The sequence below is a fragment of the Ruegeria sp. K5 genome (assembly GCF_056531805.1).
Map to the genome: position 1 here is coordinate 712,837 of NZ_JBQFML010000001.1, position 20,591 is coordinate 733,427.

At 59.0% G+C, this 20,591-nt stretch carries 23 protein-coding genes and 1 other RNA gene; 6 read left to right on the plus strand and 18 right to left on the minus strand.

Features of this window, described 5'->3' with window-relative positions; translation table 11 throughout:
• Positions 1-37: 37 nt before the first annotated feature.
• The 18 genes from ACR0MO_RS03650 to ACR0MO_RS03735 all read right to left on the minus strand — a co-directional run bounded on the left by ACR0MO_RS03650 (position 38) and on the right by ACR0MO_RS03735 (position 16,197).
• Positions 38-613: a hypothetical protein gene (locus ACR0MO_RS03650; RefSeq protein ID WP_480872754.1), complete on the minus strand. Its 576-nt coding sequence runs from the start codon at positions 611-613 to the stop codon at positions 38-40.
• The gene (lpxB, locus tag ACR0MO_RS03655; protein ID WP_480889754.1) at positions 606-1,772 is read right to left on the minus strand and encodes a lipid-A-disaccharide synthase; all 1,167 of its coding nucleotides are present in this window, start codon (positions 1,770-1,772) and stop codon (positions 606-608) included. Before lpxB ends, ACR0MO_RS03650 begins: the two co-directional genes overlap by 8 nt.
• Positions 1,772-2,566 (minus strand): LpxI family protein, encoded by a 795-nt coding sequence (locus ACR0MO_RS03660; RefSeq protein ID WP_480581247.1) that lies wholly within the window; start codon positions 2,564-2,566, stop codon positions 1,772-1,774. Before ACR0MO_RS03660 ends, lpxB begins: the two co-directional genes overlap by 1 nt.
• Positions 2,567-2,570: 4 nt before the next feature.
• On the minus strand, positions 2,571-3,356 hold the full coding sequence (gene lpxA / locus ACR0MO_RS03665) for an acyl-ACP--UDP-N-acetylglucosamine O-acyltransferase (RefSeq protein WP_480889758.1): 786 nt from the start codon (positions 3,354-3,356) through the stop codon (positions 2,571-2,573).
• Positions 3,353-3,826 carry a 3-hydroxyacyl-ACP dehydratase FabZ gene (fabZ, locus tag ACR0MO_RS03670; protein WP_170450786.1) on the minus strand — a complete coding sequence of 158 codons (474 nt, stop codon included), beginning with the start codon at positions 3,824-3,826 and terminating at the stop codon, positions 3,353-3,355. Before fabZ ends, lpxA begins: the two co-directional genes overlap by 4 nt.
• Positions 3,827-3,898: 72 nt before the next feature.
• Positions 3,899-4,483: an OmpH/Skp family outer membrane protein gene (locus tag ACR0MO_RS03675; protein WP_480889760.1), complete on the minus strand. Its 585-nt coding sequence runs from the start codon at positions 4,481-4,483 to the stop codon at positions 3,899-3,901.
• 6 nt (positions 4,484-4,489) lie between these two features.
• Complete coding sequence (gene bamA / locus ACR0MO_RS03680; RefSeq protein WP_170450791.1) at positions 4,490-6,850, minus strand: outer membrane protein assembly factor BamA; 2,361 nt, start codon at positions 6,848-6,850, stop codon at positions 4,490-4,492.
• Between the two features lie 127 nt (positions 6,851-6,977).
• On the minus strand, positions 6,978-7,106 hold the full coding sequence (locus ACR0MO_RS03685; protein ID WP_480708172.1) for a hypothetical protein: 129 nt from the start codon (positions 7,104-7,106) through the stop codon (positions 6,978-6,980).
• 79 nt (positions 7,107-7,185) lie between these two features.
• Entirely contained in the window at positions 7,186-8,538 is a 1,353-nt protein-coding gene (gene rseP, locus ACR0MO_RS03690; protein WP_170621781.1) for an RIP metalloprotease RseP, read from the minus strand.
• A gap of 4 nt (positions 8,539-8,542) precedes the next feature.
• Positions 8,543-9,715 (minus strand): 1-deoxy-D-xylulose-5-phosphate reductoisomerase, encoded by a 1,173-nt coding sequence (dxr, locus tag ACR0MO_RS03695; protein ID WP_170450795.1) that lies wholly within the window; start codon positions 9,713-9,715, stop codon positions 8,543-8,545.
• A complete protein-coding gene (locus ACR0MO_RS03700; RefSeq protein WP_170453037.1) occupies positions 9,715-10,497 on the minus strand; it encodes a phosphatidate cytidylyltransferase in 783 nt (260 codons plus the stop codon). Before ACR0MO_RS03700 ends, dxr begins: the two co-directional genes overlap by 1 nt.
• The gene (locus ACR0MO_RS03705) at positions 10,494-11,225 is read right to left on the minus strand and encodes an isoprenyl transferase (RefSeq protein ID WP_170450798.1); all 732 of its coding nucleotides are present in this window, start codon (positions 11,223-11,225) and stop codon (positions 10,494-10,496) included. The genes ACR0MO_RS03700 and ACR0MO_RS03705 overlap by 4 nt, the downstream gene beginning before the upstream one ends.
• A gap of 9 nt (positions 11,226-11,234) precedes the next feature.
• Positions 11,235-11,798, minus strand: coding sequence for a ribosome recycling factor (frr, locus tag ACR0MO_RS03710; protein WP_170450800.1), 564 nt, complete (start codon positions 11,796-11,798; stop codon positions 11,235-11,237).
• A 168-nt stretch (positions 11,799-11,966) separates the two neighbouring features.
• The gene (gene acuI, locus ACR0MO_RS03715; protein WP_170450802.1) at positions 11,967-12,962 is read right to left on the minus strand and encodes an acryloyl-CoA reductase; all 996 of its coding nucleotides are present in this window, start codon (positions 12,960-12,962) and stop codon (positions 11,967-11,969) included.
• A gap of 103 nt (positions 12,963-13,065) precedes the next feature.
• Positions 13,066-14,169, minus strand: a complete 1,104-nt coding sequence (locus ACR0MO_RS03720) for a dimethylsulfoniopropionate demethylase (RefSeq protein WP_480889763.1) — start codon at positions 14,167-14,169, stop codon at positions 13,066-13,068.
• Entirely contained in the window at positions 14,170-14,697 is a 528-nt protein-coding gene (locus tag ACR0MO_RS03725) for a DinB family protein (RefSeq protein WP_480889766.1), read from the minus strand.
• The gene (locus tag ACR0MO_RS03730; RefSeq protein WP_170450809.1) at positions 14,697-15,401 is read right to left on the minus strand and encodes a DUF1326 domain-containing protein; all 705 of its coding nucleotides are present in this window, start codon (positions 15,399-15,401) and stop codon (positions 14,697-14,699) included. The genes ACR0MO_RS03725 and ACR0MO_RS03730 overlap by 1 nt, the downstream gene beginning before the upstream one ends.
• 4 nt (positions 15,402-15,405) lie before the next feature.
• Positions 15,406-16,197 carry a DUF2182 domain-containing protein gene (locus tag ACR0MO_RS03735; RefSeq protein ID WP_170450812.1) on the minus strand — a complete coding sequence of 264 codons (792 nt, stop codon included), beginning with the start codon at positions 16,195-16,197 and terminating at the stop codon, positions 15,406-15,408.
• 86 nt (positions 16,198-16,283) lie between these two features.
• Here ACR0MO_RS03735 and ACR0MO_RS03740 point away from each other — a divergent pair, with 86 nt between their 5' ends.
• The 6 genes from ACR0MO_RS03740 (at position 16,284) to ACR0MO_RS03765 (ending at position 20,552) form a co-directional block, all read left to right on the plus strand.
• Positions 16,284-17,015 (plus strand): GntR family transcriptional regulator, encoded by a 732-nt coding sequence (locus ACR0MO_RS03740; RefSeq protein WP_170518477.1) that lies wholly within the window; start codon positions 16,284-16,286, stop codon positions 17,013-17,015.
• A 129-nt stretch (positions 17,016-17,144) separates the two neighbouring features.
• Positions 17,145-18,545, plus strand: a complete 1,401-nt coding sequence (locus tag ACR0MO_RS03745) for a selenium-binding protein SBP56-related protein (protein WP_170518475.1) — start codon at positions 17,145-17,147, stop codon at positions 18,543-18,545.
• 13 nt (positions 18,546-18,558) lie between these two features.
• Complete coding sequence (locus ACR0MO_RS03750; protein ID WP_480889768.1) at positions 18,559-19,209, plus strand: hypothetical protein; 651 nt, start codon at positions 18,559-18,561, stop codon at positions 19,207-19,209.
• Between the two features lie 64 nt (positions 19,210-19,273).
• Positions 19,274-19,636 (plus strand): DUF4345 family protein, encoded by a 363-nt coding sequence (locus ACR0MO_RS03755; RefSeq protein WP_480889771.1) that lies wholly within the window; start codon positions 19,274-19,276, stop codon positions 19,634-19,636.
• A 36-nt stretch (positions 19,637-19,672) separates the two neighbouring features.
• Positions 19,673-20,020, plus strand: a transfer-messenger RNA (tmRNA) gene (gene ssrA, locus ACR0MO_RS03760).
• Between the two features lie 100 nt (positions 20,021-20,120).
• Positions 20,121-20,552, plus strand: a complete 432-nt coding sequence (locus ACR0MO_RS03765) for an ester cyclase (protein WP_170450821.1) — start codon at positions 20,121-20,123, stop codon at positions 20,550-20,552.
• The last annotated feature ends 39 nt before the right edge of the window (positions 20,553-20,591 follow it).

Consider the following 20,591-nt stretch of genomic DNA (forward strand, 5'->3'; position numbering starts at 1 on the left):
GACAACAGCGCGGCGATCACAACGCCGAGACGGCGGATCAAAGCACGTCGGTCGGCGAATTGAGCAGGATGTAAAGACCGACACAGACCATAATATACGGCGCGATCCGATCCAGACGCGCGACACGAGGCCCGAGGTTTTGCGCATAAGGTGCCCCCCACGCAGCGACCGAGGCTAACAGCACCGCAGCACAAATCGCTCCGATCAGGGCGGTCAGCCGGAAAACCGGGGCCGAATCCGCCAGCAGCGGGGTCATCACTGCGAAACTGTCCACCGACAAGCTCAGAAACAGGGTCACGACCGAGGTCACGGCCCCATTGGGTTCATCCGCCTGTCGCTCGGCCCCCGAAAACTGCTGCCAAATACCGCGAAGCCCCAGGGCCAGGGGGATCAGCCCAAGATACCCGATCCAGCCCGGAAGACCGCTTTGACTGACACCGATGGCCACCGCGAAAGCCAGCGACAGCACAATCGCCTGCGCCACGGCGAACCCTGCCACGGCCCGCTTGTGATCCATGACCAGCATCAGCCCCAGCAACACCGCCAGATTATCCAGATTGGTCGACACCATCGCGATCCCGGCGGACACCGCAAAGAGCAGGTATTCACCCATCTGCGACCGTCATGCGCTGCAAAACCGATCTGGCCGCCCGCAGACCCGGCGCTTCGCCGCCACGGCCCAGACGCTCCATGGTGATCTCCATGGCCTGCCGCTGGGCATCCGGTGCATCCGACACCTGCGTCAACGCAATGGCGATCTTGCCCGGTTGGCAGTCATCCAACAGACATTCGGGAACGGCCCGGGTTTCCGACACCAGATTGACCAGAGTCACGGTGTCCAGTTGCACCATGCGTTTGGCGATCAGGGTCGTTAGCCAGTTCAGGTTGTAGGCAATCACCATAGGCGTTGCCTGCGCCGCCAGTTCCAGCGAGACCGTCCCCGACGCAGCCAGCGACAGATCAGCCGCCGCGAAGGCCGCTCGTTTCTGGGCCACTGCCTGATCCGAGGGCACATTTCTTGGGTCGATTACAACTGGCGATCCGGGCCAGTCGCGCAGATGCTCGGCCACTGTATCGACCATATGGGCCACGGCGGGCACCACGACGCGCGTGTCTGGTCGGGTTTTGAGATACTGCCGCAGCGCCTTCCCAAAGACGGGAGCAAGGCGATCCACCTCGCCCCGGCGTGAACCCGGCAAGGCCAGAAGAATGGGCGCATCGCCCAGATCATAGGCGGCCCGGAAATCGTGGATATCCGCCTCGGTCGCAATTGGTTCGCTGGCGACCGGATGGCCGACAAAGTCGCACTCCATCCCCGCGCGTTCCATATAAGGCGGCTCGAATGGCAGCAGGGCCAGAACGTGATCGATCACCTTGGCCATCTTGTCCGCCCGCCCCGGACGCCAGGCCCAAACGCTGGGAGCCACGTAATGCACGGTGCGAATGTCGCTGGCCGCCTTCACCAGTTTTGCCACACGCAGCGAGAAATCGGGGCTGTCGATAGTGATCAGCACATCGGGCTGCGTATCCAGCACCGCTTGCGCAGTCTCGGCGATCCGGCGTTTGAGGTGGAAGAACTTGGGCAGGACCTCGACCAGCCCCATGACGCTCAGTTCGGCCATCGGGAAGCGGCTTTCCAACCCTTGCGCCTGCATCAGGGGCCCGCCTACCCCATCGAATTCGATTTCGGGGACAAGGGTCCGTAGTCCCTCCATCAGCGCGCCGCCCAACCGGTCGCCCGAAGGTTCCCCGGCGACCAGAAAAACACGCATCAGGAGGCCCGCTCGCGCACGTAAAGGAACAGCCCCAGACGGTCGCATTCGGCAATCACGCGTTCGCGTTGCAGCACCAGAACGCCGCCCTTTTCGATGACGATCCCCGCAAGGCCCGCAGCCACCGCGCCGGACACGGTATCGGGTCCGATCGCAGGCAAATCGGCCCGACGATCCTGATCGGGTTTGGGGCCTTTGAACAACACACCGCCGCCAGCATCGGGCCGCTGAGTCAGAGATTGCAGCATCCAGGCGGTGCCAAAGATGCTTTCGACGGCCAGCACCTGCCGTTGCGAAACCGCACAAGCCTGTCCGATATCAGCGTTGCCCATTGCGCGCAGAACAGTTGCGGCGCGCTCAGCGTCAGCCAGATCAGCCTCGGACGGTTGCGCTTCGGTCAGGCAACCAAGCGGAGGCAGCAAATCGGGCGCAATGTCATGCGCGGCTTGAACGGTCAGGCCAGCATCCTCGAAGATGCCGATCACCGCCCGCAAGGCACCATCGTCGCCAGACATGATTGCCTGCTGCAGGATCGGCACCAAAGGCAGCGTCGCCGCATCGATGCGCGCGGGATCCACCTTGGGCCGCCGAACTGCGCCTGCCATGCAAATTTGGGTCACGCCGCGCGATTTGAGGTCGGCGATGAAACTGCCCAATTGTTCCAGCGGAAACACCAGATCGGGTGTCAGGTTATCGGGCTCGAACCCCTCCATTGCACAGATCAAAGGCCGCTCTGCCAGCGCAGACGCAACCTCCTCCGGTAAAACACCCGTTCCCGCAATCAATGCCAGCATGGGGTTACTTCCTTGGGGTCAGGAACGACCGGTCCGTGTCACCTGTCACAAAGTCGACAATACGGCGCACATATTCGCTTTCGGTATCTTCACCCGCGCGCCGGGCGCGCTCCTGAAAGGTGCCCTCGCCGCCCGACAATTCGCGGAACGCCGCCCGCAAAGCCGAGATATCAGCGCGCGACACGCCGCGACGCTTGAGGCCCACCAGGTTCAGACCATCCAACTCACCGCGCGGTGCCTGTACCAGCCCGTAGGGAATCACGTCGTTGGGCACCATGGTCAGCGCGCCGATAATGGCACCGCGACCCACACGCACCCATTGGTGCAGGCCCGAGATTCCGCCCACGATCACGTCATCCTCGATGATACAATGACCTGCCGCACCTGCATGGTTCACCATGATCACACGGTTGCCGATTTGAACATCATGGGCCACGTGAACACCGGCCATCAGCAAACAGTCATCGCCAATGCGGGTCACACCACCGCCGCCTTCGGTGCCGGTGTTGATGGTCACATGTTCGCGGATCCGGTTGCGCTGACCGATTTCCAGACGTGTGTTCTCGCCGCCGAATTTCAGGTCCTGCGGGATCTCACCGATGACCGAGAAATTGAAGATCACCGTGTCGTCGCCAACCGAAGTTTCGCCGGTGACAACAACATGAGACTTCAGCTCGACCCGGTCCCCCAACCGGACCTGCGCCCCGACATAGCAGAACGGCCCAACGACGCAGTCCTGCCCGATCCGGGCGCCTTCTTCGATGATTGCACTGGGGTGAATGCCGCTCATGTTGTCTTTTCCATGTCCCAGTCAACATAGGCCGAAAACTCAGCTTCCGCTGCAACCTCGCCTTCAACGGTTGCACGACCGCTGAACTTGAACAGCTTGCCGCCCTTCTTGCCACGGATCGTCTCGACATGCATTTCCAGCACGTCACCCGGAACAACCTTGCGACGGAATTTGCACTTGTCGATGCTCATGAAATAGATCAGCAGTTCGGTGTCGATCACATCCATGCCAACGCCCAGCATAACACCGGCGGTCTGAGCCATCGCCTCGACAATTGTCACGCCAGGCATGATCGGGGTTCCGGGGAAGTGGCCCTGGAAATGCGGCTCGTTCATGGTGACATTCTTGATGCCACGGGCCGAGTGGTAATCGGTAATATCGACCACCTTATCGACCAGCAGAAACGGATAGCGGTGCGGCAAAATCCGCTGGATCAGCTGAATGTCAGCGCTTTTGGTTTCCGTGGTCATAATTCAAATGTCCCGTTTTGCATTCTCAGTTTCAGCGTGGTTAGCAATACAGGCCCGCAAGGGCAAGCAAACCTATTCGCCTGTCCCGTCCTGCAAGCCGGTTCCATCACCGATTGCAGCATCGATACGCTCAATCGCGGCGCTGGTAATGTCCGAAGTGTCCGAACTGAGCAGCACGCTGGAGCGTTCGAGGATGATGGACGCCCCGTTTTCACGCATAAGATCGATCAGGACCGGGCGCGCCAATTCGTAGAACTTTTGTCGGCTTTCTTCACTGATGCGGCCCAGGGCATCCAGTTTGGCGCGCTGACCCTCGCGATGCGACTGCACTTTGCGATCAAATGCCTCGGCCAGAGGACGGAAGTCTTCGGGCGCCAATTCGGCACGTTTCTCGGTCAGGTCCTTTTCTTCAGTGCTTAGCTCGGCAACGATCCGTTCGTTTTCCTCGGACAGCAGCGTGCCTTCCTGCTCGATCTCTCGCAGCACCCGCTGGCCAAATTCGGATTCGGTGAACAAGCGATCGCTTGAGACTGTCAGCACAACGGTCTGCGTGACGCCCAATTGCTGCGCCACGGCTGATGTCACGCCAAACAGAACCAGAAAAACACACAGGACCCTCAAAGGGCCCTGAATGAGACGTTTGCAAATCCACCGCATTGCGGATCAGAACCGGGCTTGAACGGTCAGGTCAAAGTTCTGCTCGTTGTCGAACTCTTCTTTTTTCAGAGCTTTCGAGAAGTTGAACCGCAGCGGGCCGAAGGGCGTTTCCCACAGGACCGAGACGCCGATAACGTGACGGATCGATCCGTTGGCCCCGACGATGTTCGCCCCCGCCGTATTCACGTTGTCGATGTTGTAGAGGTTCCCGACGTCATAGAACACACCGCCGCGCAGACCCAGTTCCTCTGGCAGGCCCAAGGGGAAATCCGACTCGAACCGGGCAACCCAGTAGTAGTTGCCGCCGATGGCATCGTCCTGACCGTTGGACAGGTCACGCGGGCCAAGACCTGCGGGCTCAAACCCGCGGAATGTGTTCGGCCCCAGAAGGAAGCGGTCAATTGTGCGGCTGAAATCGTTGCCTGTCCAATGCAGCGCACCCAGTTCCAGTGTCGCGCGCAATACCACTTCTTCGCTTAGGACGCGGGTCTGTGCGATACCGCGCGCGGTTGTTCTGAAGAACTCGTTGTCGCCACCCAGACCGGCCGCATCAACACCAACTTCGAACAGCACACCGGCATTCGGGTTCAGGCCGCCAAGACGGCTGTCATAGACATAAGACACACCGATTGAACTGGTTGTCCGCTTGCCCTGATCGATTTCCGAGGAAATGACCGCGCCGTTGATCTCATCATCCTGCTGCGTCATCTCACTGCGTTCCCAGCCGTACCGCAGGCGAAGCGAGGACAGCTCGCCAATCGCGTAGGTCAGCTGCGGGTTAAAGAACACGCGCTCGGTGTCGTAGCTTGCAAAACCCGAGTTCGTACCGGCCAGACCGAGGCCCAGATCGAAACGCAGACGACGTCCCAGCAGATAAGGTTCGGTAAAGTTGATGGTGTACTGCTCGGAATCCTGCGCCGTCGATAGGGTCAAACCCAGGTTCTGGCCGCGACCGAGGAAGTTGGACTCGTTCAGGCCAATCGCAATCCCGAAGCCATCCGAAGCCGAGAAGCTACCACCAAGGCTGAGCGATCCGGTCGGTTGCTCTTCGACATCCACATCGAGAATAACCTGACTGGGCGAGGATCCTTCGCGCGGCTCGACATTCGCCACGGCAAAAAAGCCCAGTGCGTTGATGCGTTCCGCTGCCTGCCGGATCTCACGCGGGTTGAAGGGGTCGCCTTCGACCGTGTCGAACTGACGCCGGATTACGCGGTCAAGCGTGGTGGTGTTGCCTTCAATGTCGATCCGCTCAACAAAAATGCGTGGTCCCTTGCTCAGGACAAATTCGACATCCAACGTCAGATCGCGTGGGTTGCGGGTCACCCGAGGTTCGACTCGAAGGAAATCGACACCTTGCCGGATCCCCAAACGCTCCTGCCGGGCAATCGAGTTTTCGATCAGCGTGGGCGAATAGGTCACGCCCGGTTTGATCTTCAGCGCTTCCTGATACGGGGCCGGATCGACGCCGGGAATTTCGCTGACAGTCGTGATCTTGCCGAACGAGAATTTCTGCCCCTCGGTCACGTTCATGACCAGGAAGAAGGCATCACGCTCGCGGGTGAATTCCACATTTGCGCTGTTTACGCGAAAGTCGATATAGCCGCGTGACAGGTAGAAATCGCGGATAACCTGTTTGTCGAACTCGATCCGGTCACCGATGAAGGTGTCGCTACGGAAGAAGGTGCGCAGGAAGGTTGCTTGTTTGGTTTCCAGCACACGGCGCAGGCGGCGGTCCGAATAGGCCCGGTTACCGACAAAGCTGACACGCTCGACCTCGATCGTTGTGCCTTCGGCGACTTCAAAGACCAGATCCACACGGTTATCGCTGCGGCGGATGATGCGCGGGATTACAGTTGCTGCGACCCGGCCCTGGGCCGAATAGACCTCGGCAATCAGATCTGCGTCGGTTTCCGCGACCTGAGGGGTGAAAACGCGTCGTGGCTGGGACGAAATCACTTCGAGCAGGACATCGTCTTTGACGCGGCGATTTCCTTCGATGCTGATCTGGTTGATCGTCGGGTATTCCTGAACCTCGATCAGCAGGGTTGTACCGCGCGGGGTCAGTTCGACTGTTTCAAAAACACCACTGTCAAGCAAACGCTGGAACGCGTCGTTCAACTGACCGGTTGTGACGGTTTGCCCCGGTTCGATCCCCGTTCTGGCGATGATCGTCCCCGTCTCGATGCGGCGGTTTCCTTCCACCTCGAACGAGTTGATGGTGAAACTTTGCGCCTGCGCCGTATTCGGCAAAGCCAGTAAGCTGGCGGCAACAAAAAGGAAAAGAAACGTCAGCGATTGCCACAAAATCTTGTTTGTAGACTTACGCCCCCCGCAGGATGTGCCCGCGCCTCGCCCGTCGGTCATTTTTTTCTCAACCCAGAATTTTAAGACTTTAATGCTGAGTAGCGGGAATGGATGGGGTTGTCAAAAGGCCAAAAAGCGCATCCGGCATTTGATGGCCTTTAGGGCGTGAAAAGACGGTTGGTCAGAATCACAATCCCGCCAGATAGGCACCAGCGGCCAGTGCCAGAGCGGTGACGGCAAAACTCAGCAACACATCCCAGTTCAGCATGAACAGGAAGCTAAAACTCCGATAGGATTTGCGCAGTGCTTTGGTCATGATCGCCCCTCAACGTCGCGCAAACCTTACCGTCGGAATGCGGCAAAAATGCGGCTTTCCTGTGTGGCTTGCGCCACAATCAGCAAAACAGGTCGTTGGTCACCGAGAACAACATCAGGCTGAGAATAACCGTGATTCCGACGGTCATCAGAATCCGCAATGCCATGTCGCTGGGTGGTTTTCCGGTCACGGCCTCATAGGCGTAGAACAGCAGATGACCACCATCCAGAGCCGGAATCGGGAACAGATTCAGCAACCCGACTGCGGTGGACAGGACGGCGATGAAGAAGATAAAGCTTTGCGCGCCTTGGCTGGCCATTGCGCCCGACGTCTCGGCGATGCCAATCGGGCCGGAGATGTTGCAGGTGCTGATCGCGCCGGTGATCATATGCCACATCCCCGACAGCGATCCTTCGATGATGCGGATCGTTTGATTGACGCCGCCTGTTAGCGAGTCAAACAGACCCGCAGGCTGGGTTGCAGGTTCCAGCATCATTCCACCGACGATACCGATGCGCCAATGGGTCTGAAAACCGCCATCAGACTTCGGTTCATCCGTGCGGCGCGGGGCCAGTGCAAACTCAAGATCGGCCCCGTCGCGCCAGACATTCAGCAACAGAACCCGACCATCCGAGCTTTCGACAAATTCCTTGAGCTGCTCGAACGCAAAGATCGGTTCACCATTTACCGAGGTGATGACATCCCCCTGCTCAAGCTGGATATCCATGGCCGCGCTGCGCGGCGCGACCTGACGGATCAGCGGCGGAAACAGCCACGGGGCTTCAACATCGATGGTCTGCCCATCGCGAATGACCGTGTAGTCCAGCACTGGCTCAACCGGCAGCGAGTCGGTGAACTCGCTCCAGGTGCTTTCCTCATCGAAATCCGGTGTTTGGATGCCTGCGATTGCGACGATCTCATCACCGACCTGCAAACCCTGAACGGTGCCCGGCAGGGGTTGCAACTCACCCACGGTCAAAGGCTCGCGCGAAACGCCCTGAGACCAGAAGATCAGCCCGAACACGATGATCGACATTGCAAAGTTGAACACAGGACCCGCCGCAACAGTGGCCGCCCGCGCCCAGAGCGGCGCGCCGTGCATCGTGCGACGCAGTTCTTTGGGGCTTTGTTCGGCGATCTCTTCCATCGCCTCTTCGTCCTTGCCCGACGCCGCGTTGGCATCGCCCAGAAACTTCACATAGCCGCCAAAGGGGAGCAAAGCGATCTGCCAGCGGGTGCCGCGCTTGTCCATGCGGCTCCACAGCACCGGGCCGAACCCGATGGAAAACACCTCGGCATGAATGCCTGACCAGCGCCCGACGATGTAATGGCCATATTCGTGCACCGCGACAATGGCGGACAAGGCGATGACAAAGGCCACAATGGTCCAAAGCAAATTGCCAAATTGCGGGATCAGGGAAAGTAGGTCCAAATGTCTATCCTGCTCGTTTGCTTACGGCTTCATCCGCCCATTGCCGTGCCAGTTGGTCCGTTTGCTGTACGTTATCAAGAGTCAAAGCGGCATCAATAAGACTATGTCCCGCTTCGAATCTGTCCAGAACCATTGCGACAATATCCGCCATGCTGGGGAAATTGATTCGACCCGCGATAAAGTGATCCAGCGCCCGTTCCTTGGCCGCGTTGAACACAGCCCCCGACAAGCCCCCGCGCGCCATCACGTCCCGCGCCAGTTTCAGCGCCGGATAGCGGGCCAGGTCGGGGTCCTGGAAGTTCAACTGCCCAATGGCGGGCAGATCCAGCCGCTGAACGGGCAAGTCCTGCCGATTGGGCCAATGTAGCGCGAATCCAATGGCGTGGCGCATATCCGGCGCGCCCAAATGGGCCATCACCGCCCCGTCGCGAAACCCGACCAGCGCATGAACGATGGATTCGGGATGGACCAGAACCTCGATCTGATCCGGGGCGACGCCAAAGAACTCTTTCGTTTCGATGACCTCAAGTGCCTTGTTGAACATGGACGCGCTATCGATGGTAATCCGCTGACCCATATCCCAATTCGGGTGGCTCGAGGCCTGTTCGACCGTCGCCTTGGCCAGATCGTCCAGCGGCCAGTCCCGGAATGCGCCGCCGCTGGCGGTGATGATGATGCGCTCGACCGCATCAATCTCTTCCCCCAACAGTGCCTGAAACACGGCCGAATGCTCGCTGTCCACCGGTAGCAGGCGGGCATTGTGGGTCTTGGCTGTTTCCAGCACCAAAGGCCCGGCACAAACCAGCGTTTCTTTGTTGGCAAGCGCCAGTGTCGCGCCTTGCTTCAACGCTTCGATCCCCGGCGCAAGACCGGCGGCTCCGACAATCGCAGACATGACCCAATCCGCCGGGCGCGCCGCCGCTTCGGTCAGTGCTTGAGATCCTGCGGCAGCTTCGACACCAGACCCCTGCAACGCGTCGCGCAGGTCCGGCAGGCGATCCTCAAAGGCCGTGACGGCCAAATCGGCCTTCAATCGACGGGCATCAGCAGCAAGCTGTTCGATATTCGCACCACCTGTCAGCGCAACGACGTCATAGGCCTGCGGATCCCGCGCGATCAGATCAATCGTGTTCTGACCGACAGAACCGGTCGCGCCAAAAATCGATACTTTGCGCATCACATTGCCCCGGGTGAATAAAGCAGGCCTGCCAGCAAGACAAACAGGGCCGCACCCATCATGCCGTCAAACCGGTCCAGAAACCCGCCATGGCCCGGTATCAGGTTCGAGCTGTCCTTGACCCCGAACCTGCGCTTTACCGCGCTTTCCACGATATCGCCTGCCTGACTGGCCATGGACGCAAAGACCGAGACCATTACGAACAGAACGCCAAACCCGCCATGGGCGGCAAACGCGACCCCGACAATAGCAGCAGCGACCCAACCGCCTGCCGTACCAGACCATGTCTTCTTGGGGCTGACCTTGGGCCAGAACTTCGGCCCGCCGATGGCCTTGCCCACGAAATAACCCGCGACATCGGTGGCGACCACAATGGCGATCAGCCAGATCATCCAGCCGAACCCCATATTCTCGCGGATCGAGATAAATCCCAGCCCTGCCCCGGCAATCCAGATCACAAAGATGGCGTACAGCCCCCTGGAGTGGCTGACCTGCCCGGCCCCCACCAGCGCCGGGGCCAGCAAGATCGGTAGTTTGTAAAGCGGCGGCACATGGTAACTCAGAACCACCGCGATGCCCGTCAGAATGCCCAGTTGAACCGCCACACCCATGCGCTGCGGTTCGATCATCCGAACCAGTTCCCATGTCATGATGGCGCAGGCGATGGCGATGAACGCCTCGAACCACAGACCGCCCAGCCACACCTCGATCGAGCCGATGGCCACAAGCACAATGGCGGACAGAACCCGCGTCGTCAGATCAGACCATCGGCCTTCGCTCATGCCGGAACTGCCCCAAAGCGTCTCTCGCGCGAGCCGTAGTTGCGACACAGGCGTTCCAGTTCAGCGGCGGTGAAATCGGGCCACAAGGTGTCGATGAACTCATATTCGGAATAGGCCGACTGCCAGAGCAGAAAGTTCGAAATCCGAGCCTCACCACTGGTGCGGATCACCAGATCAGGGTCGGGAAGAACCCGGGTATCCAGATATTTCGGCAGGGTTTCTTCATCCACATCTTCAGGCTTCAACCGCCCCTCGGCGACATCACTGGCCAGACGTTTGGTGGCCCGCGCAACCTCATCCCGACCGCCGTAGTTCAGCGCCACCGTCAGATGGACAAGGTCATTATCCTTGGTCTCTTCCTCAAGAGAATCCATCAGATCGGTCAACTTGGAATCCAGGCGCACCCGATCCCCGATGAACCGCACACGAATGCCGTTATCCGCCAGCGTCTTGGTTTCTTTCAGGATATACCGGCGAAACAGGCTCATCAGCCCGGCGACCTCGACCTGTGTCCGCTTCCAATTCTCGGTCGAAAAGGCAAAGATTGTCAGGTATTTGATCCCCAGTCCCGGGCAGGCCTCAACCACTTCGCGCACGCGCCGTGCGCCTGCATGGTGCCCAAACAGCCGGGGCCGACCGCGCGCCTGCGCCCAACGGCCATTGCCATCCATGATAATGGCCACATGGCGCGGACCAGCACAGGGCTCGGTGTGGGGATCTTTGGGCATGAGACCGGCTCAGACCTGCATGATTTCGGACTGCTTGGTCTCAAGCGCGGCATCAACGGCCTTGATCATCTCATCCGTCAGGTCCTGCACTTCGCTTTCCCAGAACTTCTGATCGTCCTCGGACATGCCGTCAGCCTTGGCTTTCTTGATCTGGTCCATCCCGTCGCGGCGCACATTCCGGATCGAAACCCGGGCGCTTTCGGCGTACTGCCCGGCGACCTTGCCCAACTCGCGGCGACGTTCTTCGTTCAGTTCGGGGATCGGCAACATGATGATCGTGCCGTTTAGCTGTGGATTGATCCCCAGCCCGCTTTCACGGATTGCCTTTTCCACCTTACCGACCAGGGACTTATCCCAGACATTGACCGTCACCATCCGGGGCTCGGGCACATTGACCGTGCCAACCTGATTGATCGGTGTCATCGACCCATAAGCATCCACCATCACCGGCTCCAGCATCGAGGCCGAAGCCCGCCCGGTCCGCAGTGAGGCAAATTCGGTTCTGAGGTTGGACATCGCGCCTTCCATGCGGCGCTTCAGATCATCGGTGTCCAGTTCGAAGTCGTCAGACATGCTGCTCACTCCCCGTCTTCAGGTGCTGTTTGGATGGGTCTTACGCCATCGCACTTGGGATGTATAGCAATCATGATCAGGAATTGTGCCAATGACCAGAGTTGTTTCGGTCCTTTTTCGCCAGGTTTTGATCAGCCGGGACAGGCACGCCCCGGCTGCCATGTCAGATCAGGCGTTCACGTCGACAACCACGCGCCCTTTGACCTGACCTTTGAGAATATCCGCGCCCAGTCCGGGCAGATCGGACAGCGCGGCGGGGTGCACCATCGCCTCCAGCTTATCCATAGGCAGGTCGGTCGCGATCCGCTGCCACGCGCGCACGCGGTTTTCATAGGGCTGCATCACGCTGTCGATGCCCAGCAGGTTCACACCGCGCAACAGGAAGGGAATCACTGTCGCAGGCAGCCCCGCGCCCCCGGCCAGACCTACGGCCGCGACCGAGCCGCCGTATTTCATCTGCCCCAGCACCCGCGCCAGCATCTCTCCGCCAACAGCATCCACACAACCCGCCCAGGTTTCGCTTTCCAGCGGGCGTTTGGTGGTCTCGTTCAACTCCTCACGCGGCACAATGGTCGTGGCCCCAAGCGACTTCAGATAATCCCCGGTCTCGGGCCGCCCGGTCACGGCGGCGACCTCGTAACCCAGGTTGCCCAGAATGGCGGTCGCCACGGACCCAACGCCGCCTGCGGCACCGGTGACCAGAACCGGACCTTTGTCCGGGGACAGACCATGATCCTCCAACGCCATGACAGCCAGCATGGCCGTGAAACCAGCAGTTCCCACCGCCATCGCCTGCCGCGCGCTCAGCCCGTCCGGCAAGGGAACCAGCCAATCCGCCAAAGCGTTGGCTTTCTGCGAATATCCGCCCCAATGCGCCTCACCCACGCGCCAACCGGTCAATACCACCTTGTCGCCGGGCGCGTACCGATCGTCCGAGGACGCCTCGACCGTACCCGCATAATCGATGCCCGGCACATGTGGGTACGACCGCACCAACCCGCCCCCTTTGGGCGACATGCACAGACCGTCCTTATAGTTCACTGTCGAGTATTCGACGGCAACCGTCACCTCACCATGGGGCAGATCATCTGCTGAAAGCTGCTTGACCGAAGCGCTCGCCAGCCCGCTTTCTTCATCCTTGTCCATTACCAACGCATTGAACATTTGCAGTTCCTTTCGTTTCCAAAAAACCAGATCCGAGTCTTCATCTGGCTAAAAATATCCCGGGGGAGTCGCGCAGCGACGGGGGCAGAGCCCCCTTCCCCCTCTAAACCCAAAAATGCGCCTTCACCTGCGCGCGGCGCGTGCCATCCGGCGTTTCAACATCCAGTTCGGTCCCCGGTTCCCAATGGCTCAGGCGGATCATGCCTATGGAGACATTCGTTTCGAAATCGGGCGACCAAACAGACGAGGTCACCTGCCCCACCTGTTTCCCATCCACAAAAGCCGGCCAGGGTCGATCGCAGGGCGGCACCGGGTCGCCCTGAATCGCAATCGGACGGATTTGTTGCACCGGGCCTTCCTTGGCCACGCGCAACAAGGCATCGCGCCCGATGCAGCCAATGGCCGTGTGCGTGTTGCAGAACTTGCCCAGTCCACATTCATGCGGCGTGTTGTCGTCCGTCATGTCATTGCCATAAGACAATAGGCCGCCCTCGATGCGTTCGATCAGGTTCGGACACCCGGCCCGCACCTGAAGGTCCTCGCCCGCCTTGAACAGCGCGTTCCAAAGCGGCATCCCGATATCGCAGCCCTCGACATAGATCTCGAACCCGCCCTGTTTTGAATAGCCTGATCGCGCAACAGCCAGATCGCGACCTTCGAACTCGAACATATCGAACTTGAAAAACCGGATATCTCGCACCCGATCCCCAAAGACACGCGCCATCAACTCATCGGCCTTGGGCCCCTGAACTGCCAAAGGCGAGACGTCAGGCTCGTCCACCAGCACGTCCAACCGATACCCATTTGCCAATCCTTTGACCCACAACAACAAATCACTGTCGGCAATGGAAATCCACCAACGGTCCTCGGACAGTTTCACCGCAACGGGATCGTTCAGCATCCCACCGGTTTCATCCACGATGGGCACGTAATAGCACTGCCCCGGAAGCATCCCGCGCAGGTCACGGGGCGTCAGCATCTGCATCAGCCGCGCCGCATCCGGGCCGCGCAGTTCCACCTGCCGCTCGCAGGATACGTCCCAGACCTGAACATGCTCTTTCAGATGGCGATAGTCGGCTTCGACACTTTCAAAAACCGTCGGCAACAACATGCGATTGTAAACCGTATAGCCTTTAACCCCCGCAGCCTCGACCCCGTCGGAAAAGGGCGTGCGCCGCAAGCGGCGAGACAAGGATATTTGCGGCATTCAGCCCTCCTGCGGCAGGAAAACCAGATCACTGACCTGGGCCTCAGACCCGGTCTCGGTCAGCATTTTGTGCAATTGACCACGATGATGCGTCTGGTGGTTGAAAAAATGCATGATGCATTGCGCGTAAGGCAATGTAATATCACCTTCTTTTGCCGCCGAATACCAGGTAAACGGGCCGGTGATCAGATCATCACCCAACGTGTTCGCCCAATCTGCAATCCGGGTATCCACGGTCTTACGCAGAGACAGCCAACTGGCCAGATCAGGGCACAGATAGACGCTTTCATGGATGCCGCCGCCTTTGCGATGGATGTTGCTTTCCGGGCCCGGCCCCTTGTCGAACCGGGACATCCAGATCCAATCGCCCCACAGCAAGTGGTTCGCTGTGCCCAGGATCGAGCCAAAAAACGCCCCGCGTTCTCGCGTTAGTTCCTCAGGGGTCAATGCTTGAAGAAACTCTGACAACTGACTGTTTTGCCATTGATTATAGCGCGACATTTCACGCGCATAGGCTCCGGTAATCATCACTTTGGCCCATGCCAATCGATGGGGCAAATCTCGGCTGATTTGCCGCCGAAATCCCAGACGCGGCCATAATCGCGCACCTTGGACTTGGTACCGCGCGCCACGATGATGTCCGGTCCCATCCAGTATTTCGAGTTCGAGACCATCACGGGATGCTCGGGATCCTTGCCCGCCAGCATCTCAATCTCACCCTGAACTTTGCGACCGATCACGATCCGGCGCTTGGTGCCGTCGCGCTCGATGGCGACCGGAGCCCGCTCGGCCCCGATGATCTCACTCACCAGCATGGTGAACAGGCCGGTGGTGCCGCCCGCCTGACCGCTGAAAATCTGCAATAGCCCGTTATACGCCTTGCCGCTGGCACGTTCGTCCACATAGGCGGCGACTTTCCATTGCCCCTCGCCCATACGGCCCGGAATGTCGACCAGCAGGCCGACGCACAGACCCGAGAGGTCCTCACCCTCGTAATGCCCCTCATCAATGATGACACCCATCCACGCGTGACAATGCCCCTCGGTCGGAGGGTGCGCGCCCAGCGAGACAACGCAGGGACAAAACACATCGCACGAGCAGTTCAGGATCAGTTCGCCCTTGATGGCCCATTCCGTCGGGCTCATCTCGCGCCGTTTCGGGTTGGGCATACGGCTGTCGATCCGCTGACTTATGGGAAGCCTGTCCGCTTCGGGTTTTCTGTTTTTTGCCATCGGCTTATCCTCCGTATGCAAAGGGATAGATCAACAGGACAAGACCGCCTGCAATCAACGCAAACCCCATGGGTCGGGTCACAACATGCCCGATCTGGGGAAGTTTTTCCAAAACCATGAACAGGGTGGCTAGACCCATCCACAAAAGGCTCATGACACCGCCAACAAAGCCAAGTGCCATGAAGCCCCAGCAGCAGCCCACGCAAAACGCGCCAAGGCCCAGCCCCATTTTCACGCCGCCTGCGAAACCGGTTTTCCAATGGCCCAGGAAATAGGTCATCGGCGCATGGCAGACGCCGTGGCAGACCTCTTTCACGCGGGTGAACTGGAAGGCACCGACGACGATCAGCAACCCTCCGGCCACCCAGTTGGACTTGGCGATGCCCAACATGTCAACGACCCCACCAAACAACAGAGCTAGTTGAACGCCGGTGATCAGCGCCGCGAAGCCCACCCAGACGATGAAGTAACCGGTCAGAACGCCCAGCCATCCGGCGCGCGTGCCGTTGGCGCTGCGGATCAGGTCGTCATAGCCGCGCAGGGTTGGCACCAGAGTCGGCAGCATCATCGCCGCCATCATGATCGCCCACATCCAGAACAGCGGACCAAACTCGGCCATGGGCATATACATGTCCATACGCGGATCCATCGCCGCCATGGCCTGTCCCATCGGACCCGGACGACCGATCCAATCCAGGTCCATGTCGCGGCTCATCGAGAACATGACCCACCAGGCCCACAGGATCAGCACATAGAACGCCAGCCACATCCCGCTGCGTAGCATTGCGCGACTCATGTGATCCCCTCCGACTCAACTCCCTTGCTTTTCAAATGTCAGACTTTTAAATGTCAGACAAATAAAATCGTAAAGCCGCGTGCAAAATGAAGATTAACCCACAGAAAACCGCAGACCTGTCCGCGCAAATCGCGCAGGCCATTCGCGATGCGATTGTCTCGGGTGAGTTGATCGTGGATGAGCGTTTGCCGTCCGAGGCCGAATTGGCCGACCAATTTCAGGTCTCGCGCCCAACGGTTCGTGAGGCGCTGAAACGTCTGGCGGCACAGTCCCTGATCCGCACCCAGCGCGGGGCAACCGGCGGGGCCTTTGTGAACCGCATCAGTTTTGAAGACGCGTATTCGCAGCAGATCACCACCTCAACCCTTTTGCTGTCGATGAACGCGGTGCGCTTCGATACGGCTTGCGAGGCGCGATATGCGCTGGAACGCGCCTGCGCCCCCCTGTCTGCGCAGCGTCGTACGGCAGATCAACTCGCCACCATGCGGGCCGAGATTTTCCGACAGGCGCAGCCCGGCCTGACGGATGAGGCGTTTTGCGCCTCGGACGTCGCCTTTCACCGGGCTTTGGTGGATGGCGCCGGCAATCCGGTTCTGTCCTATCAACTGGCAGGCGCAGTCGAGGCAATGCAGCCCCTGATGAACATGATCACCTTCACAGCAAGGTCACGCGAAGAGATCATCTTGCTTCACACCAAGATCGCCGACGCACTTGAAGCGTATGACGCCACAACGGTCGATGCCACCTTGGTCGAACTGGAAGCTTACACCCGCCAACTGGCCCAGGACGTGGCCGAACGCAAACGCAAACCCGCCTGATCCTTTTCAGGCCCCAAGACTGACGCAGACGAACAGGCACAAGGAAGACAGAGCAGGCAGGATGTCACCCGGCGCCAAGACCGGAACTCTCAATACAAATTGAATATCAATTGCTTACGGGAGGACGTTATGAACACAAGACCGGACCCAACCTTTTATCCATCCGCCAAGCTGGCGATGGAGGGCCCCGCCGAGACGCTTGCTTTTACGCTGATGCTGAGCCCGGATTTTTCGCAACCCGACGGGCTGGCGGTTGTGAATGTCGATCCGACATCCGACGATTTCGGCAAGATCGTCCACAAGGTGATGATGCCGGAAAAAGGCGATGAGTTTCATCATTTTGGCTGGAACGCTTGTTCCTCGGCCTTGTCACCGCTGACCGGCCATGCGTTTCTGGAACGGCGCTATCTGATTATTCCGGGTATTCGGTCGAGCCGGATTTACGTGATCGACGTCAAGAACCCGCTTGAGGCCAAGATCCACAAGATCATCGAACCCGAAGAAGTCTTTGCAAAAACAGGATATTCCCGCCCTCACACCATCCATTGCGGCCCCGAAGGCATCTATGTCAGCACGCTGGGTGGTGGCGGTGAAGACGGAACAGATGGCCCTCCGGGTATCTTCATCATGGATTGCCAAAGCTTTGAGATCATAGGGCGGTATGAGATCGAGCGCGGCGTGCAGGACAAGCACTATGATTTCTGGTGGAACCTGCCGCGCGACTACATGGTCAGTTCCGAATGGGGACTTCCTCCGCAGTTCGAAAACGGCATCGTGGCCGAGGATCTGTTGTCGAACAAATACGGTCACAGCATCCACTTCTGGAACCTGCGCAACCGGACCAATATCCAGACCATCGATCTGGGTGAAAACCATCAGATGGCGTTGGAAATCCGCCCGGCCCATGATCCGGTCAAGCAATACGGGTTCTGCGGCGTGGTTGTGGACACCACCAACCTGCAAGGCGCGATTTTCACGTGGTGGCGCAATGAGGACGGCACGTTCGAGGCCAAAAAGACCATCACCATCGACCCGCAACCAGCCGACCCGGATGACCTGCCCGATCTGTTGAAGGGATTCTCGGCCGTTCCGCCGCTGGTCACTGATATCGACCTGAGCCTCGACGACAAGTATCTCTATGTCGCTTGCTGGGGTACGGGTGAGATGCATCAGTACGATGTCTCGGACCCGATGAACCCGACGCTGGCGGGCAAGGTTGAAATCGGTGGTATCGTCAAGAAAACCAAACATCCAAACGGTCAGGATTTTGGTTACGGCCCGCAGATGGTCGAGATCAGCCGGGACGGTAAACGCGTTTACTGGACCAACTCACTTTATTCCACATGGGATGATCAGTTCTATCCCGGCGAACGCGGCGCGGCGATGGTCAAGGCCGATGTTGGCGAAAACGGTGGCCTGACGCTGGACCCGAACTTCTGGGTCGAATTCCCCGACGGCTACCGCAGCCACCAGATCCGGCTGGAGGGCGGAGACTGCTCGACCGACAGCTTCTGCTACCCCTCGGTCTGAGTTGGAGGTTCTGATGACATCAACGGCTGGTCTCTGGCTGGCCGTTGTTCTCAGCGGCGCATATCACGGGCTGAACCCCGGAATGGGCTGGCCGCTGGCTGTTTCTTCGGCATTGATGGAGCAGCGCCAATCCGCCCTGTGGCGCGCGCTGGCGGCCTTGGCTGGCGGGCATTTCGTGGCGATGCTGGGTGTCCTGCTGCCCTTTGCCCTGATGGCCGTACTGGTTGACTACCAACGCGAGATTCGCATCGGGGCGGCGCTGATCGTCATCGCGATGGGTCTCTATATCGCCCTCACCCAGCGCCACCCGCGATTCCTGTCGCGCGTCCCCCCAAGGAAACTGGCGCTTTGGTCCTTTCTGGTGGCGCTGGCGCATGGGGCCGCGCTGATGATGGTTCCGATCTATCTGGGCCTGTGCGGCTTGGATGAATTGGATGCCGGGCATCAGGCAATCTCGCAGATCATGACAACGAATGGCCTGCTGGTTCTGGGCGTGGCGGCGCTGCATACCGCCGCAATGATCCTTGGCGGCGGTCTTTTAGCCTATGCCGTCTATCGCTGGCTGGGCCTGCAATTCCTGTCCCGCAGTTGGTTCAATCTGGAACTGATCTGGGCGCTTAGTCTGATTCTGGTTGGAGTTCTGGGGCTGTGGTCGGCGATTTAGTGCTTTTCTTCGGAAAACAACGGATTACCGTTGTCGTCGGATAAGCAAGTTGGAAGAGGCCGAAATGGTAACAACCTTGAATGTAATCGTCGCTTTGCTGACCATCGGATTCGGCCTTTTCGGCTTTCTGGCCCCCGCCCACACCGCCAACGCGCTGGATCTGGCCCCGACCGACAGCACAATGGGCCTAAGTGAATTGCGCGCCTCGGTCGGAGGGTTGTTTGTTGTAACCGGCATTGCCGTGATCTGGCTGAACGCGCCGATGGCCTACACAATGCTGGGCGTGGTCTACGCAGGGGCGGCGCTTGGGCGGTTCGTGTCGCTGGCGTTGGACAACCCGCCATTCGTCAAAGCAGCCACTTTTGGTGGAATCGAATTTGTACTGGCCGTCTGGCTGATTGCAGCGAACTTCAACAAAACAACGTAATCATCTGTTTTTGCACGTATCCGCATCCAAAAATCTGGATTTGCAACCCAGCGCTGCCTCACCTATATAGGGGATGTCCTTCGGGACTATGGACATAAACGCGCTCGTAATAAGCGGATCGGACCCGGGGGCGGTACCCGGCGGCTCCACCAACCATCCTTCGTTTGGGGATTTTGGGGCCGAAACAGGATCGACGAACGTCTAAAGGGGTTAGCTTTGTCTCGGCTGTCTGCCACCGTTACCGGCGAAAATAGTACAATTGCAAACGACAATCGTGCTCCGGTTGCAGTTGCTGCGTAAGCAGTAACAAGACCGAAATCTAAGCCCTTGCGCCTAGCCGCGTAAGGCGGGGTTCGCAGGTACCTGGCAACAGAAACCTGCATTTCCACAGCCTTATGTCTAAGTTTAATTCTTTTTCTGCGCAGATTTAGAGTTTGTTCATCCCTTTTGTCCACTGTCATCCCAGTCAGACAGGAGAGCCGGGATGAAGCACACAGATATCCTAAAAGCATGGTACGCCGAGGTTTGGGAACAGGGAAATACCGAAGCGATCGATCAGTATTTTGCGCCCGATACGATGGCTGAAGGGTTGATCCCGGAGATGCAGGTGGGCGCCGACGATTTCCGCGATCTGGTCATGGCCTTCCGTCATATCCTTGGCGAGATCACCGTTGAGATGCCCAAAATCATCGAAAACGGCGATTGGGTTTCAGCCATTCTTCACGTCAAAACATTCCGCGCCGATAACGGGGCACCGCTGGAGGTCACCGGGCAGGTCATGGCGCGATTCAAGGGCGACAAGATGGTCGAAGCCTATAATCAGTTCGATTTCGTCTCGCTTTTCGAACAGCTGGGTCAGTTTCCGCAGGACACGCTGCCGGTATGTATGACGGGGCAAAGGCTGGATTGGGCCTGATCCAAAGGCGGTGCAATCTTGACCCATGGGCGGCTTGCA